A 15,020-nucleotide genomic window follows, 5' to 3' on the forward strand; every position below is an offset into this window, starting at 1 on the left:
TGGGTTAATCCTTCGCGCCTGCCCGGAAAACGGGCTTCCGATGCGCCTAATTGTCGCAGGAACGGGCAGGTTGCAAGTCCCCGGAAGGGCTGAGCGGCAATGACCTCAGCCCAGACGGGCAAAGGCCTCCAGCACAGCGCGTTCGGATTGGTTCAGGTAATCATCAAGCATCCGTGCGGCTGCGGCGGGGTCCCCACGCTCAAGTTTGCCCAGAATTTCGGCATTGCGGGGGATATAGGGCTGGTGCAGCAGTTCGGGGCTGTCGAGCAGACCAAAGGCCAGCCGCAGCTCGGCGATGATCTGGGTAAAGAACTGGATCAGTCGCGGGCTGTCGGTCAGGGCGACGATCGCGGCGTGAAATTCCATATTGGCGCTGCCAACGCCGCGCCAATCGGGGATCTTTTGCAGCTCTTTCGCCTGTTCCACCGCGTTATGCATGCGGGTGACGGCGGCATGGCCGGGCCACGCCTGCGCAAGGGCCGGCACCTCGATCAGCCGCCGCACGCGATAGATATCAAGGATCGAGGCCATCGAGGGTACCGCGACGAAAACCCCCCGGTTCGGCTCATGCCTGAGGATGCCTTCGCGGGTCAGCAGACGGAATACCTCGCGCAGCGTATTGCGCGAGATTTCAAGTTCGGCCGCAAGCCGTGCCTCGGACAGGCGCTGGCCGGGCACCAGGGTCCCGCCGGTGACCTGATCGCGCAGCCGGGCAGCGATGCCCTCGGCAAGGCTTAGGGAAGAGTCGCGGCTGTCCGCTGGCGCGGCGGGTTCCTTGGTCATGGACTGGCGGTCTGGGGCTCGTGCGAGAAAGGTCCGGCGATCTTGGCCGAGAGGCGCAGGGCAGACAAGGCATCGTACGACGATTCGACGGTTTTTCTGGTCCTGCGCAAGCGGGAACAGTATCAGGAGATGGGACAAAAAACTGGCAAAATGCCCAGCATATGGGCAAATCGTTCTTGTCTTCGAAAAAAATTGTTCAACAATATCGCATGGAATGTCAAATTATCGTTGACGGATTGTCTTGTTGAATTCACATTCAGGTATTCCCAAGACGCACTCCACCCTTGCAGCAGGAGCAAGACCGATGGCCGAATCCGTCAACTCCCCCTCTGCCGCCTCAGCCGCCGCGCGCGGTGGGTTCATGGCGGCGATCTTCCTGATGGCGACTTCGGCCATCGGGCCGGGTTTCATCACCCAGACCGCGACTTTTACGGCAAAGCTGGGCGCTGCCTTTGCCTTTGCCATTCTTGCGTCGATCCTGATCGACTTTGTGGTGCAGCTGAACATCTGGCGCATCACCGCGCTGACGCGGCGCAATGCCTCGGACACCGCCAATGCGGCGATCCCCGGCGCGGGCTATCTGCTGGCGATTCTGGTGCTGATCGGCGGGCTGGCCTTTAACATCGGCAATATCGCCGGGGCAGGGCTTGGTCTGAACGCGATGTTCGGGCTTGAGCCCAAGATCGGCGGTGCACTGTCGGCGGCGCTGGCCATCGGTATCTTTCTGTCGCGCCGGGCGGGGCTGCTGCTTGACCGTTCGCTGATCGCGCTGGGGCTGTTGATGATCGTGATGACGCTGATCGTCGCCTTTGTGTCGAACCCACCGGTGGGCGAGGCGCTGCGCCAGATGGTGCTGCCCGAGATCGTCGATTTCGCGACCATTACCACCATCGTGGGCGGCACTGTGGGCGGCTATATCACCTATTCCGGCGCGCATCGCCTGCTGGACAAGGGGCTGGTGGGCGAGCACAATCTTGCCGCCGTCACCCGCGCCTCGCTGACCGGGATCGCGGTGACCGGCGTGATGCGTTTCGTGCTGTTCCTCGCCATTCTTGGCGTCGTCGCCTCGGGCGTGACGCTGGATCTGTCGGGTCAGGCTGCGAACCCCGCCGCGCAGGCTTTTGCCGTGGTGCTGGGCGATTGGGGCATGCGGATCTTTGGCCTGATCTTCTGGGCTGCCGCCATCACCTCGGTCATCGGCGCGGCCTATACTTCGGTCAGCTTCCTCGTTGCCTTCCGCAATATGAGCGATCGTGACCGCAACATCGCCACGGTGATCTTTATCGCCATCTCGCTGGCGGTCTATCTGTCGCTTGGCACCGCGCCGGCCGCCATTCTGGTCTTTGTCGGCGGTTTCAACGGGCTGATCCTGCCCATCGGCCTGACCATCTTTACCTATATCGGTTTTGCGCGCGCCGATCTGATGGGCGGGCATATCTATAACCGGCCGCTGCTTGTCGCCAGCGCGCTGGTCTGCGCCCTGACCTGGTATATGGGCATTAAATCCATCGGCCCGATCTTTGCCTTCCTGGGCGCCTGAACCATGATCGCGGTGGGCCCGTCCGGGCCTGCCGCCCGAATTCCCGGAGGAACACATGACCCGCAACATCGACCTGAACAGTGATCTGGGGGAAGGCTATGGCGCCTGGAAGATGGGCGATGACGCCACAATGCTGGGCATCGTCAGCTCGGCCAATGTTGCCTGCGGCTTTCACGCCGGCGATCCGCTGACCATCCTTGCCACCGTGCGTGAGGCGGCGGCGCGTGGCGTGGCCGTCGGGGCTCATGTCTCCTATCCCGACCGTGTAGGCTTTGGTCGCCGCCCGATGGATGTGACCCATGCCGAGCTGGTCGCGGATGTGATCTATCAGATCGGCGCGCTGCAAGGCATCTGTGCCAGCGCCGGCACCCGCGTCAGCTACGTCAAGCCGCATGGCGCGCTTTACAACACCATCGCCGTTGAGCCCAAACAGGGCGCGGCGGTGATCGAGGGGATCAAGGCCGTTGATCCGGGGCTTGCCATGATGGGCCTTGCCGGGTCGCAGATCCTGACGCAAGCGGCCGAAGCGGGGCTGCCCACCATTGCCGAAGCCTTTGCCGACCGCGCCTATCGTCCCGATGGCCAGCTGGTCTCACGCCGCGAGGCGGGGGCGGTCCTGCACGACCCCGAGGCGGTCGCTGCACGCATGTTGCGCCTTGCCACCGAGGGCAAGATCGAGGCGGCAGACGGTTCGACCCTGCATCTTCATGCTGACAGCATTTGCGTGCATGGCGACAGTCCCGGGGCGGTGGCCATGGCTGCCCGTATCCGCGAGGTGCTGCTGGCGGGTGGGGTAGCGATTGCCCCGGCCGCGGGGGGCGCGGCATGACGTTGCTGCCCGATCCTGCCTTGGCCCGTGCGGCCCGGCTGGCCTGCCGCGAGGGCGCTGCGCGTCCGACCGCGGGCATGGCACCGGGGTTCACCCAGTGCAACATGATCTCGCTGCCCAGGGACTGGGCCTGGGATTTCCTGCTTTATGCGCAGCGTAACCCCAAGCCCTGCCCGGTGCTGGACGTGACCGACCCCGGCAGCCACCGTACGGCTTTGGCTCCGGACGCTGATCTGCGTACCGATATCCCGCTTTATCGCATCTGGCGTGACGGTGAGCTGGTCGAAGAAACCCCCGACGCGACCGCAGCATGGGCCGAGCATCCCGATCTGGTGACCTTTCTGATCGGCTGCTCGTTCACCTTTGAAACCCCGCTGCAACAGGCAGGGATCGAGATCCGCCACATCTCGCAGGGCTGCAACGTACCGATGTTCCTGACCGACCGCGATTGCCGGTCGGCGGGGCGGTTGCAGGGCAAGATGGTCGTCTCGATGCGCCCCATCCCGGCTGCGCGCGTGGCCGAGGCGGCGATGATCTCGGGCCGTACCCCGGCGGTACATGGTGCGCCTGTCCATATCGGCGCGCCCGAGGCCTTGGGCATCGCCGGTCTTGCGCGGCCCGATTTCGGCGATCCGGTCGAGGTCAGGCCGGGCGAAGTGCCGGTGTTCTGGGCCTGCGGCGTGACCCCGCAGGCAGCGGTCATGGCGTCGAAACCGCCCTTTGCCATTACCCATGCGCCGGGCTACATGTTCATTACCGACGTGCCGGACACGCATTGGCAGGTATGAGCATGCGTTTTCTGCCTGTCGGTCCCCGCACATTTCTGGCCGAGCTTGAGGATCTGGATCAGACGCTGGCGCTGTTTGACGCGCTGCTGGCCGATCCGGTGCCCGGCGTGGCCGAGATCATCCCGGCTGCGCGGACGCTGATGATTCGCACTGCCCCCGGCGTTTTTGCCGATGGTCGGCTGGCCAGCGCAATTCTGGCGCGCCAGCCCGCCCCCGGCACGCCGCCCAATGCGCGCGCCAGCGAAACGGTCGAGCTGCCCGTGACCTATGGTGGCGAGGATCTGGCCGATGTCGCCGCCCATATGGGGCTAAGCGAGGCCGAGGTTATCACAGCCCATCAAGAGGCCACCTGGCAGGTCGCCTTTTGCGGCTTTGCGCCCGGGTTTGCCTATATGACCTGCGATGATGCGCGTTTCGATCTGCCGCGCCGTCCTGCGCCGCGCACCCGCATTCCTGCGGGTTCGGTGGCGCTGGCCGGGCGTTTTTGCGGCGTATATCCGCAGGAAACCCCCGGCGGCTGGCAGCTGATTGGCCAGACCGAAGTGCCGATGTGGGATCTGGACCGCGATCCACCCGCGCTGCTGCGTCCCGGCGTGCGCTGCCGTTTCGTGGCGCGAAGGGCCGAGGTCCACCCCTCTGCCGCGATTCCCCAGCCGCGGCCTGCCAAAGGGCTGCGCGTGATCTCGACCGCCTTTCCGATGGTTTTTCAGGACGAAGGACGGCCCGGTCAGGGCGGGCAGGGGGTTTCGGCCTCGGGCGCGCTTGATATGGGCGCGGCTCGGCGTGCAAACCGCGCGGTTGGCAATGCCTCGGACCTGCCGGTTCTTGAAATCACGCTGGGTCCTGTCCGGCTATGTGCCGACCTGCCCATGACCCTGGCGCTGACCGGCGCGGGACAGGCAAGCGTGGCTGGACATTCCATCCCGCGCGGCGCGGCCTTTGCCGTGGACGCGGGGGATGAGATCACGATTGATCCGCCTCAGGCCGGGATGCGCAGCTATCTGGCCCTGCGTGGCGGTTTCCGGGTTGCGCCGGTTCTTGGCTCGGCCGCGACTGATACGCTGGCCCATGTCGGCCCCGATCCCGTTACGGCGGGTGCGGTGCTTGCCCCCGGCAATCATTCGGCCGTCGCCGTGGTGGCCGAGGGGATCGAGCCCGAGTTGCCCCAACCCGGTGATCTGGTCGAACTGCCCGTGATGCTGGGTCCTCGCGCCGATTGGTTCACGCCCGCAATGATCCGGCATTTCCTGACGCAGGAATGGCTGGTGACGCCGCAAAGCTCGCGCGTTGGCATTCGTTTGCAGGGCGATGCGATCACGCGTGAGGACGCGGCCGAGCTGCCCTCGGAAGGGACCGAGACCGGGGCGATCCAGATCCCCCATTCCGGTCAGCCGGTGCTGTTTCTGGCCGACCATCCCCTGACCGGAGGTTATCCGGTCATTGCCACCCTGCGCCCCGAGGCGCTGGATCTGGCCGGGCAGATCCCGCCCGGCGCCCGCATCCGCTTTACCGCCCGCGCCGATTTCGCACCCATCACGCCAGAGAGGCCCGCATGACCATTTTCGCCACCGGCCCCACCCGCCCGATCCGCCGCCTGCTGATCGCCAACCGGGGCGAAATCGCCGTCCGGGTGATCCGCGCCTGCCGTGACGAGGGTATCGAAAGCATCGCCGTCTATGCCGATGCCGACCGCGATGCGATCTTTGTGCGCATGGCCGATCAGGCACATGCCCTTGGCGGCGATATCCCGGCCGAGACCTATCTGGATGCGGAAAAGATCATCGCCATCGCCCGGGCGGCGGGGGCTGATGCGATCCATCCTGGTTATGGTTTCCTGTCCGAGCGCGCGGATTTTGCCCAGGCTGTGCAGGATGCCGGGATGATCTGGATCGGTCCGGACCCCAGCGTGATCGAGGCGCTTGGCGACAAGATCGAGGCCCGCCGCATTGCCGAATCCGTTGGTGCACCACTGGTTGCCGGCACGCCCGGCCCGGTCGAAAGCGCAGCCGATGCGCTGGAGTTTGCCCGCGAACACGGCCTGCCGATCGCCATCAAAGCCGCTTTCGGCGGTGGCGGGCGCGGTATGAAGGTCGCATGGCGGCTGGAAGAGGTCGAAGAGCTTTTCGAATCGGCAACGCGCGAGGCGCTGACAGCCTTTGGTCGTGGTGAATGCTTCATCGAGCAATTCCTTGACCGTCCGCGCCATGTCGAGGTGCAGGTGCTGGCCGACAAGCACGGCACGGTCAAGGTGATCGGCACCCGTGACTGTTCCTTGCAACGGCGCAACCAGAAGCTGGTCGAAGAGGCCCCGGCCCCCTTCCTGAGTGACGACCAGCGCGCGCGGCTGCATGATTCCGCCCGCGCCATCTGTGCTCATGCCGGTTATTCGGGGGCGGGGACGGTCGAATATCTGCTGTCCGCGAATGGCACGATCTCATTTCTTGAGGTCAACACCCGCCTGCAGGTCGAACATCCGGTGACCGAGGAAACCACCGGTATCGACCTGGTCCGCGGTATGATCCGCGTCGCGCAGGGTGCACGGCTGGCCGACGAATCGGTGCCCGAGCCGCGCGGCCATGCCATCGAGTTCCGCATCAATGCGGAAGATCCGGCCCGGGGGTTCCTCCCCACTCCCGGGCCGGTCGAGGTGTTCGATGCCCCTTCTGGGCCGGGCATCCGGCTGGACAGCGGCGTGACACAGGGTTCGGTGGTGCCGGGCAGCTTTGATTCGATGATGGCCAAGCTGATTGTTACCGGAGCGACCCGGCAAGAGGCCCTGCAACGGGCCCAGCGGGCGCTGCGCGAGTTCCGTATCGAAGGCGTGGCCTCGGTCCTGCCTTTTGCCCGCGCGGTGCTGGACCAGTCCGATTTCCGCGCCGAGGGCGGTGATTTCCGCGTTCATACCCGCTGGATCGAGACCGACTTTGCCGACGCCTTGGCCAAGGCGGTCGCGCCTCATGCCCGCGTCGCCCCGGCCCCGCAGGCACCGCTGTTGCGTCTTGCGGTCGAAATCGACGGCAAGCGGCACGAACTGGGCCTGCCAGCGAATCTGCTGGCCGCGTTGCCGGCGGGGGGCGCTGCTGTCCCGCAGGTTGCCAAGGCCGAGGTGGATGCCGCAGTGCTGACAGCCCCGGTTCCCGGCACGCTGACGCTGTGGCAGGTCGAGGATGGGGCCGAGGTCGAAGAGGGTCAGCTTGTCGCTGTGATCGAGGCGATGAAGATGGAAACCCGTATCGAGGCCCATCAATCGGGCAAGCTGACTCGGATCGCCGAACAGGGCGCGGTCCTTGCCTTTGGGGCGCCCTTGGCGCGGATCAGCTAAGGCGCTTTGACATTCCCCGGCGGGCCGTGCCAATTCGGCGTCAAGGTGCCCGCCGGGAAAGATCATGAGCCTGCCGAAACGCCGCCTTTTGACCTTCGCGCTGGCCGCTTTTGGCGGTGTGGTCTTTCTGCTGCTGCATCTGCCGTTGCCGATGCTGCTTGGCCCGATGCTGGCCTGTCTGATCGCGGCGCTTGTGGGCGTGCCTTTGGCTGGGGCGGGACAGTTCGGCATCTTCATGCGCACCATCCTTGGCGTGGCGGTCGGTGCTTCGATCACGCCCGGCGTTCTGGCCGAGTTGCCCGATGTCGCTGCCTCGCTGCTGTTCGTGCCGGGCTTCATCGCGGTGATCGCGCTGGTCGGCTATCCGCTGTTTCGCCGCGTCTTTGGTTTTGATCATGCGACGGCATGGTACGGGGCAATGCCCGGCGGGTTGCAGGACATGCTGGTTTTTGGCGAAGAGGCGGGCGGTGATATCCGCGCTCTGTCGCTGATCCATGCGACTCGGGTGCTGGTGATCGTCACCGTCGCGCCGCTGATCATGACGACATGGTGGGGTGTGGACCTGTCCCAGCCCCCCGGTGCGCCGATGCGTGCCACCGGCCTTACCGAGATCGCGTTGATGATTGCTGCGGGCCTGATCGGCTGGAAGGTCGCCGAGCGGCTGGGCCTGTTCGGGGCCTCGATCCTTGGGCCGATGGTGCTGACTGCGGCGCTGTCGCTGTCGGGGCTGATCACGCATCGCCCTCCGGCCGAGATGATACAGGCCGCGCAATTTTTCATCGGCATCGCGGTGGGGGTGAAATACGCCGGCATTACCCTGCGCGAACTGCGTCTGCATGTGACGGCGGGCATCGTCTATGCGCTGTTTCTGGCCGCGATCAGCCTGATCTTTATCGAGGCGATCGTGCATCTGGGTCTTGCCTCGGGGCTGGACGCATTTCTGGCATTTTTGCCCGGCGGACAGGCCGAGATGGTGGTCATTGCCCTGATCGCCGGGGCCGATCTGGCCTATGTCGTCAGTCACCATCTGCTGCGGATGATCATCGTCATCCTGCTGGGTCCGGTGGTGGGTAAGCTGCTGGGACGGCGTTAGCCGCGGGCCAGGGAAAAAGGGGAGTATCCGCATGAGTCATCGCATCCTGAAAGCCGCCGAACACCGCCGCATGCCGTGGAAGAATGGTCGGGGCGAGACGGTCGAGGTCGCCGTTCACCCCCACGGCGCGGGGCTGGCTGATTTCGGCTGGCGTATCAGCATGGCCGGAGTGAGCGAGGACGGTGATTTCTCGATCTTTCCCCAGATCGACCGGACGCTTGCCGTGCTGACCGGCGAGGGGATCGAGCTGCATGTTCAGGGTACGCCGACCCGGCAACTGACGCCTGATTCCGAACCGATGGCCTTTGCCGCCGATGTGCCGACCTCGGCGCGGCTGCTGGCCGGGCCGATCACCGATCTGAACGTGATGACCCGGCGCGGCGCCTTTACCCACCGGCTGACACGGCTAAGCACGCAGGCCACCGGCGCGCCGCAGTGGCGGCTGCTACTTGCCACCGCGCCGGTAACGCTGGAATTCGCGGGTAAGACGATGGCGCTGGAGCCGCTGGATGCGCTTTATTGTGAGGGGGCCGAGGCGGCCTTGCCGGTCGGCCCCGCCCCTGACCTTTGGTTGATCGAGATCGACGACGCCTAATCGGCCCGGTTGCTCAGCAACAGATCGCGGCCGGCAAATATGCCGCCGACGCATTCCATCTTGAAGCGTTCGGCGTCGCGGCCGCGGATCTCTTCCATGACCTCGTCGACCTCGTCAGGGTCATCGCCCAGCTGCAACAGCGCCTCGCGTCCCATGACAAAGGCGCTTTCCAGCGTTTCGCGCAGCTGAAAATCGGCCCCGGCCTCGATCAGTTCCAGCGCATGCTCGCGGTCAAAGGCGCGGGCGATGACCGGCACCAGCGGGAATTCGTGCTTGATCAGCTCGACGATGCGGGTGGTGGCCTCGCGGTCGCCGGGAACGGCGATGATCAGGCTGGCGTTCCCCGCCCCGGCAGAGTGCAGGATGTCCAGCCGCGCCCCGTCGCCATACCAGATCTTGAAGCCGAATTCATTGGCGTCGCGGATGGTCTGGGGGTCCTTCTCGATGATCGAGATGGAGTGGCCGCGCGCGATCAGCGGCTGGCTGATGATCTGACCCATACGGCCGAATCCGATCATCAGGACCCGTGCCTCTAACCCCTGCGCGGCCTCGACCCCGTCAAGCGATGGTGCGGGTTTCGGTGCCAGACGATCATGCAGAATGACCATCAGCGGTGTCAGCACCATCGAGACGATGACAATGGCGGTCAGCACCGCGTTGTTCTGGCCGTTGATAATGCCGAATTGCATGGCGCTGGAGTACAGCACAAAGGCGAATTCGCCGCCCTGCGCCATCAGCACCGCGCGTTCCAGCGCCTCGGACCGGCTGGCGCGCAGCGTCCGGCCTACGCAATAGATCACCAGCATCTTCAGCAGCATATAGGCTGGCACGCAGATTGCGATCAGTGCCCAGTTTCCGGCGATGATGCGCAAATCCAGCGCCATGCCGACGCCAAGGAAGAACAGGCCCAAAAGCAGGCCGCGGAACGGTTCGACATCGGCTTCAAGCTGGTGGCGAAAGCTTGATTCCGACAACAGCACCCCGGCCAGGAACGCGCCCATCGCCATCGACAGCCCGCCCCATTGCATGAGCAGTGCCGAGCCCAGCACCACCAGCAGCGCCGCGGCGGTCATCACCTCGCGCCCGCCAAAGCGCGCCAGAAAGGCGAACATCGGGTTCAGCAGATAGCGCCCCGCCGCAACCAGCGCGGCGATGCAGCCCAGCCCGATGGCAACGCCGGCAAGGCGCTGGGGCAGGGTGACCTCTTCTCCTCCCGGGGCCAGAAAGGCGACCATTGCCAATAGGGGGACGATGGCCAGATCCTCAAACAACAGGATGGCGATGATGCGGCGGCCTTTGGGCAGGGCGATTTCATTGCGCTCGGCCAGCATCTGCATGACGATGGCGGTCGAGGTCAGCACGAAGCCGGTGCCCGAGACAAAGCTGGCCGCGACCGGGAAACCCAGCGCCAGCCCCACGCAGGTCAGCAATGCGATGGCCAGCAGCACCTGCGCAAAGCCAAGGACGAATATCTCGCCCCGCATCGCCCAGATGCGCGACGGCTGCATCTCCAGCCCGATAACGAACAGAAACAGCACCACGCCCAGTTCGGCGACATGGATGATCGCCTGTGGGTCGTGGAAAAAGCCAAGGCCAAAGGGTCCGATCGCCAGCCCCGCCGCCAGATAGCCCAGGACCGAGCCCAGGCCCATCTTGCGAAACAGGGGGACCGCCAGCACCGCTGCCGCCAGCAAGACCACCACGCTGAGCAGCGGCAGGCCGCCACCATGCCCTGCCGCCTCGGCGGCGGCTGTTACCTCTGTTGCCATTTACCCTCCGTTCGCGCTCTGTTTCGGGTCAGCCTATACCGGGCCTTGCCGATCACAAAGCACCATGCTCAGCGCCAACCAAGCGCGGGGGCGATGTGTTTCAGCACGGCCTCGATGACATGGGCGTTGTAATCGACGCCAAGCTGGTTCGGCACGGTCAAAAGCAGGGTGTCAGCCTCGGCGATGGCCTCATCGGCGCGCAGCTCTTCGATCAGGCGGTCGGGCTCGGCTGCGTAGTTGCGACCAAAGATCGAGCGGGTCCGTTCGATAAAGCCGACCTGGTCGCTGTCCTGCCCGCCGCGACCGAAATAGCGGCGGTCGCGGTCGTCGATCAGCGGAAAGATCGAGCGGCTGACCGAAACGCGCGGCTCATGTTCATGCCCCGCCGCTGCCCATGCCTCGCGAAAGGCGCGGATCTGTTCGGCCTGCTGGATGTGAAATGGCTGGCCCGTCTCATCGGTTTTCAGGGTCGAGCTTTGCAGATGCATCCCCAGCCGCGCCGCCCAGCGGGCGGTATCGTTCGACGCCGCCCCCCACCAGATGCGCTGACGCAAACCGGCCGAATGCGGCTCGATCCGCAAGAGGCCCGGCGGGTTGGGAAACATCGGGCGCGGGTTCGGACGGGCAAAGCCGTGACCTTCGATCACGTTCAGAAACATCTCGGCATGGCGGCGGGCCATGTCGGCATCGCTTTCACCATCGGCGGGCGAATAGCCGAAATAGCGCCAGCCCTCGATTACCTGTTCGGGTGAGCCGCGCGAGATGCCAAGTTGCAGTCTTCCCTGCGAAATCAGATCGGCAGCCCCGGCGTTCTCTGCCATGTAAAGCGGGTTTTCATAGCGCATGTCGATGACGGCTGTGCCGATCTCGATGCGGCTGGTACGCGCGCCTACTGCCGCCAGCAGCGGGAAAGGCGAGGCAAGCTGGCGGGCGTAGTGATGGACGCGGAAATAGGCACCGTCCGCGCCCAGTTCCTCGGCCGCAACCGCAAGCTCGATCGATTGCAGCAGCGTGTCCTGTGCGCTGCGGCTTTGTGAGCCGGGTTCGTCCGACCAATGACCAAAGGACAGAAATCCGATCTTTTTCACGGGGTCGCCTCGGTGGTTGCGGGGGGATGCTGGGACAGGGGGGCCTGCCATGGCGGGCGGTGCAGCTCGGCTGCCAGATGGTCGACAAACCGGCGCAGCTTGGCAGGCATGGGGGAAACCGGGGGCCAGACCGCGACCACGGGCAGCGGCCTTGTGTCAAAGCCCTCAAGCACCCGCTCCAGCCGCCCGTCGGCAAGCGCGGGCGCGGCGATGAAACCGGGCAGGATGGCCAGACCAAGCCCCCCGATCGCCATGTCGCGGATCGCCTCGCCATTGTTCATCGACAGCCGTCCCTGCACGACCGGGGACACAAAGCGGTCGCGGTCCTGAAACTGCCATAGCTGGCTGTTAGGCAGGTGGCTGTAGCCGATCACCTCATGATCGCGCAGATCGGCCAGTGTCCGGGGCCGACCCTTGCGTTCCAGATAGGCGGGGCTGGCGCAGACGACGCTTTCATCTTCGCACAGCTTGCGCTGCATCAGCGCCCTGTCGCGCATTTTGCCGATGCGGATGCCGATGTCGAAACCCTCGCGCGCAAGGTCCCGGGCGCGGTCGTCGTAATCGACGCTGATCTCAAGCTCGGGGTTCAGGGCGGCGAAACGGGCGATGATCGGACCCAGATGCATCACGCCAAAGGTCATCGGTGCGGCAATCGACAGGCTGCCGCGCAAGGGGGCAAGCCCGTCCATATCCCATGCGGTGCTTTCGGCGGCGGCAATCAGCTCGGTCAGCGCGGGGCGCAGACGTTCGGCCAGACGCAAAGCGGCCTCGGTCGGGGTGATGCGGCCGGCGTTGCGGCGAAACAGCGCCGCGCCCAGCGTGCCCTCAAGATCGGTGATCCGCTTGCTGACCACAGATTTAGACAGGTTCAGACGGGCGGCGGCGGCGGTGACGGTGCCAAGCTCCATCACCGTCAGAAATGTCTCAAGATCGTTCAGGTCATAGCGCATGGCGCAAGCTTACCTGCTGTGCCGGCGTTCGCAATAGGCGAACACAAGGTTCGCCGCCGCTGCTGTGGTGGAAACGGCCCCCATGCCCGATATTGGTGCCAAGAGAAAGGAGGCCCATCATGGAGCTCACCGGAATTCACCACCTGACGGCGATCACGGCGAATGCGCCCGGCAACAAACGGTTCTATACCGACACGCTGGGGCTGAGGCTGGTGAAAAAGACCGTCAATCAGGACGATACCAGCGCCTATCACCTGTTTTATGCTGACGGGCTGGCCCGTCCCGGCACTGACCTGACCTTTTTTGACTGGCCGGCAGCGCCTGAGCGGCGCGGGACGCATTCGATCAGCCGCACCGGATTGCGGGTTGCGGGCGACAGTCTGGACTTCTGGGCCGGGCGGCTGGCTGACCGCGGGCTGAGCCTTGGGCAGATTGCATCCCTCGACGGTCGCGCGAGCCTTGATTTCGAGGACCCCGAGGGCCAGCGTTTCCGTCTGACCGAGGATGCACCCGATGCCGTGACCGCGCCTTGGGAGAAAAGCCCGGTGCCGGCGCAGCATCAGATCCACGGGCTGGGGCCGATCACCATTTCGGTACCTGAACTTGCCCCGACCGAGCTCGTGCTGACCCAGGTCATGGGCCTGCGCAAGGTCCGCGACTATGCCAGCCCCGACGGGCAGGGCACGGTCCATGTCTATGAGATGGGGCAGGGCGGCCCTTCGGCCGAGCTGCATGTTGCGGTCCAGCCCGATCTGCCGGTGGCGCGTCCGGGTGCGGGCGGGGTGCATCACGTTGCTTTCCGCGTGCCCGACAAACCGGCGATCCACGAATGGGCGCGGCGTCTGTCCGATATGCGGGTGCCAAACTCGGGCGAGGTCGAGCGTTACTATTTCCGCTCGCTCTATTTCCGCGAACCGGGTGGAAACCTGTTCGAGATCGCCAGCGACGACCCCGGTTTCGCCGTGGATGAGCCGTTGGAGAGCCTTGGCGAAACGCTGTCGCTGCCGCCCTTCCTGGAAGGTCAGCGCGCGATGATCGAGGCGCGACTGAAACCGCTGGACTAAGACGTACCCCCTGACATGAAAGGCCGTCGGAGCGATCCGGCGGCCTTTTTCATATGGCCCGGCGCCGATGGGAACGGTTGCGACCGACGGGTGTTTGGTTCCATCCTGACACACGCAACAGGACATAGGGGGAGTGGGGAATGATCCAGCCGGACACGGACAAGCCTGTCTCAGAGCTGATTGACGCCCGGATCACAGAGCTGGGGGACTGGAGGGGTGAGACGCTGGCGCAGTTGCGCACCCTGATCCACGAGGCCGATCCCGAGGTGGTCGAGGAATGGAAATGGCGCGGCGTGCCGGTCTGGTCGCATGACGGCATCATCTGCACGGGCGAGACCTATAAGCAGGTGGTCAAGATGACCTTCGCCAGGGGTGCGTCGCTTGAGGATCCCTCGGGTCTGTTTAACGCCGGTCTGGAGGGTAACACCCGCCGCGCCATCGATCTGCGCGCGGGTGACCAGATCGACGCCGGGGCGCTGAAGGCGCTGATCCGTGCCGCCGTGGCCCTGAACCAGAGCAAGAAAAAGGGGCGGCCAGAATGACCGCCCCGTCTTTTTGCTGATCTGACCGCCTTAGGCGGTTTTGGCACGCTGGGCGATGGTCGCCTCGGCCCACCAGTTCAGTTCATCGAGCATGGCGTTGAGCGAGGGCAGCAGGTTCGCCTCGACCTCGGTCATCTCGCCATTGGCGCCCAGCGGCGAGACCTTGAAGAAATCGCCCCCGCCCAGATGCACGGCATGGCGCAGCGGCACCATCTGCAACTCGACCGCGATGCCGCGCAAATGCTCGATGGCGCGGGCAGCACCGACGCCGCCATAACCCATGGCTGCCGCCGGTTTGTGGTTCCATTCCTTATAAGCCTGATCCAGCGCGTTCTTGAGCGAGCCGCTGACCGAGTGGTTATATTCCGCAGTGACAAAGATATAGCCGTCGAACTCGGCAAGCTTTTGTTGCCATTTCACCGCGCGTGGGTCCTGCGACGGCACCCACAGGTTCGAGGCGACCTCGTCAAAAAGCGGCAGGTCATAGTCGCGCAGATCGACCAGTTCAAAGGTCATGTCCTCGCGCTTTTGCGCATTCTCCAGCAGCCAGGCGGCGGGTTTGTCGGCAAAGCGTGCGGCGCGGGTCGAGCCGATGATAATGGCGATATGGGGTTTGCGGGTCATGTTCGTGATCCTTTGTGATGATCTTTCGGGGGC

The 15,020-nt window shown here is 64.9% G+C and carries 14 protein-coding genes; 9 read left to right on the forward strand and 5 right to left on the reverse strand.

What is annotated here, in order from left to right:
- Positions 1-105 precede the first annotated feature (105 nt).
- Positions 106-783 (reverse strand): GntR family transcriptional regulator, encoded by a 678-nt coding sequence (locus F8A10_RS00730; RefSeq protein ID WP_085502163.1) that lies wholly within the window; start codon positions 781-783, stop codon positions 106-108.
- A 304-nt stretch (positions 784-1,087) separates the two neighbouring features.
- On the opposite strand from F8A10_RS00730, the gene F8A10_RS00735 reads away from it, so the two are divergent.
- The 7 genes from F8A10_RS00735 to F8A10_RS00765 all read left to right on the forward strand — a co-directional run bounded on the left by F8A10_RS00735 (position 1,088) and on the right by F8A10_RS00765 (position 8,950).
- On the forward strand, positions 1,088-2,323 hold the full coding sequence (locus F8A10_RS00735; protein ID WP_152366481.1) for an NRAMP family divalent metal transporter: 1,236 nt from the start codon (positions 1,088-1,090) through the stop codon (positions 2,321-2,323).
- 55 nt (positions 2,324-2,378) lie between these two features.
- Positions 2,379-3,152, forward strand: a complete 774-nt coding sequence (locus tag F8A10_RS00740; RefSeq protein ID WP_152366482.1) for a LamB/YcsF family protein — start codon at positions 2,379-2,381, stop codon at positions 3,150-3,152.
- The gene (locus tag F8A10_RS00745) at positions 3,149-3,940 is read left to right on the forward strand and encodes a putative hydro-lyase (RefSeq protein ID WP_152366483.1); all 792 of its coding nucleotides are present in this window, start codon (positions 3,149-3,151) and stop codon (positions 3,938-3,940) included. Before F8A10_RS00740 ends, F8A10_RS00745 begins: the two co-directional genes overlap by 4 nt.
- A 2-nt stretch (positions 3,941-3,942) precedes the next feature.
- Positions 3,943-5,496, forward strand: a complete 1,554-nt coding sequence (locus tag F8A10_RS00750) for a 5-oxoprolinase subunit B/C family protein (RefSeq protein WP_227493393.1) — start codon at positions 3,943-3,945, stop codon at positions 5,494-5,496.
- A complete protein-coding gene (locus tag F8A10_RS00755) occupies positions 5,493-7,262 on the forward strand; it encodes an acetyl/propionyl/methylcrotonyl-CoA carboxylase subunit alpha (RefSeq protein WP_193668131.1) in 1,770 nt (589 codons plus the stop codon). Before F8A10_RS00750 ends, F8A10_RS00755 begins: the two co-directional genes overlap by 4 nt.
- A gap of 64 nt (positions 7,263-7,326) precedes the next feature.
- Positions 7,327-8,355, forward strand: coding sequence for an AbrB family transcriptional regulator (locus F8A10_RS00760; RefSeq protein WP_152366485.1), 1,029 nt, complete (start codon positions 7,327-7,329; stop codon positions 8,353-8,355).
- A 31-nt stretch (positions 8,356-8,386) separates the two neighbouring features.
- Positions 8,387-8,950 carry a HutD/Ves family protein gene (locus tag F8A10_RS00765; protein WP_085502167.1) on the forward strand — a complete coding sequence of 188 codons (564 nt, stop codon included), beginning with the start codon at positions 8,387-8,389 and terminating at the stop codon, positions 8,948-8,950.
- Here the strand turns inward: F8A10_RS00765 and F8A10_RS00770 are convergent.
- The 3 genes from F8A10_RS00770 to F8A10_RS00780 all read right to left on the reverse strand — a co-directional run bounded on the left by F8A10_RS00770 (position 8,947) and on the right by F8A10_RS00780 (position 12,757).
- Positions 8,947-10,719, reverse strand: coding sequence for a monovalent cation:proton antiporter-2 (CPA2) family protein (locus F8A10_RS00770; RefSeq protein ID WP_010397815.1), 1,773 nt, complete (start codon positions 10,717-10,719; stop codon positions 8,947-8,949). The two genes, F8A10_RS00765 and F8A10_RS00770, sit on opposite strands and share 4 nt — an antisense overlap.
- Before the next feature lie 68 nt (positions 10,720-10,787).
- A complete protein-coding gene (locus tag F8A10_RS00775) occupies positions 10,788-11,807 on the reverse strand; it encodes an LLM class flavin-dependent oxidoreductase (RefSeq protein WP_010397817.1) in 1,020 nt (339 codons plus the stop codon).
- Positions 11,804-12,757: a LysR family transcriptional regulator gene (locus tag F8A10_RS00780; RefSeq protein WP_152366486.1), complete on the reverse strand. Its 954-nt coding sequence runs from the start codon at positions 12,755-12,757 to the stop codon at positions 11,804-11,806. Before F8A10_RS00780 ends, F8A10_RS00775 begins: the two co-directional genes overlap by 4 nt.
- A gap of 119 nt (positions 12,758-12,876) precedes the next feature.
- Here F8A10_RS00780 and F8A10_RS00785 point away from each other — a divergent pair, with 119 nt between their 5' ends.
- Positions 12,877-13,821: a ring-cleaving dioxygenase gene (locus F8A10_RS00785; protein ID WP_010397823.1), complete on the forward strand. Its 945-nt coding sequence runs from the start codon at positions 12,877-12,879 to the stop codon at positions 13,819-13,821.
- A gap of 140 nt (positions 13,822-13,961) precedes the next feature.
- Positions 13,962-14,363, forward strand: a complete 402-nt coding sequence (locus F8A10_RS00790; protein WP_152366487.1) for a DUF1801 domain-containing protein — start codon at positions 13,962-13,964, stop codon at positions 14,361-14,363.
- Between the two features lie 30 nt (positions 14,364-14,393).
- Here F8A10_RS00790 and F8A10_RS00795 read toward each other — a convergent pair whose 3' ends face one another.
- On the reverse strand, positions 14,394-14,987 hold the full coding sequence (locus F8A10_RS00795; protein ID WP_010397827.1) for an NADPH-dependent FMN reductase: 594 nt from the start codon (positions 14,985-14,987) through the stop codon (positions 14,394-14,396).
- Between the last annotated feature and the right edge of the window lie 33 nt (positions 14,988-15,020).

The sequence above is a fragment of the Paracoccus kondratievae genome (genome assembly GCF_009301415.1).
In the GTDB taxonomy this organism is placed as follows: domain Bacteria; phylum Pseudomonadota; class Alphaproteobacteria; order Rhodobacterales; family Rhodobacteraceae; genus Paracoccus; species Paracoccus kondratievae.

Bases quoted from the DNA above. Each gene is read 5' to 3' on its own strand.
- F8A10_RS00740 (WP_152366482.1), top strand. From the start codon at position 2,379: ATGACCCGCAACATCGACCTGAACAGTGATCTGGGGGAAGGCTATGGC.
- F8A10_RS00795 (WP_010397827.1), bottom strand. From the start codon at position 14,987: ATGACCCGCAAACCCCATATCGCCATTATCATCGGCTCGACCCGCGCC.
- F8A10_RS00755 (WP_193668131.1), top strand. From the start codon at position 5,493: ATGACCATTTTCGCCACCGGCCCCACCCGCCCGATCCGCCGCCTGCTG.
- F8A10_RS00735 (WP_152366481.1), top strand. From the start codon at position 1,088: ATGGCCGAATCCGTCAACTCCCCCTCTGCCGCCTCAGCCGCCGCGCGC.
- F8A10_RS00745 (WP_152366483.1), top strand. From the start codon at position 3,149: ATGACGTTGCTGCCCGATCCTGCCTTGGCCCGTGCGGCCCGGCTGGCC.
- F8A10_RS00760 (WP_152366485.1), top strand. From the start codon at position 7,327: ATGAGCCTGCCGAAACGCCGCCTTTTGACCTTCGCGCTGGCCGCTTTT.
- F8A10_RS00770 (WP_010397815.1), bottom strand. From the start codon at position 10,719: ATGGCAACAGAGGTAACAGCCGCCGCCGAGGCGGCAGGGCATGGTGGC.
- F8A10_RS00750 (WP_227493393.1), top strand. From the start codon at position 3,943: ATGCGTTTTCTGCCTGTCGGTCCCCGCACATTTCTGGCCGAGCTTGAG.
- F8A10_RS00780 (WP_152366486.1), bottom strand. From the start codon at position 12,757: ATGCGCTATGACCTGAACGATCTTGAGACATTTCTGACGGTGATGGAG.
- F8A10_RS00790 (WP_152366487.1), top strand. From the start codon at position 13,962: ATGATCCAGCCGGACACGGACAAGCCTGTCTCAGAGCTGATTGACGCC.
- F8A10_RS00785 (WP_010397823.1), top strand. From the start codon at position 12,877: ATGGAGCTCACCGGAATTCACCACCTGACGGCGATCACGGCGAATGCG.
- F8A10_RS00765 (WP_085502167.1), top strand. From the start codon at position 8,387: ATGAGTCATCGCATCCTGAAAGCCGCCGAACACCGCCGCATGCCGTGG.
- F8A10_RS00730 (WP_085502163.1), bottom strand. From the start codon at position 783: ATGACCAAGGAACCCGCCGCGCCAGCGGACAGCCGCGACTCTTCCCTA.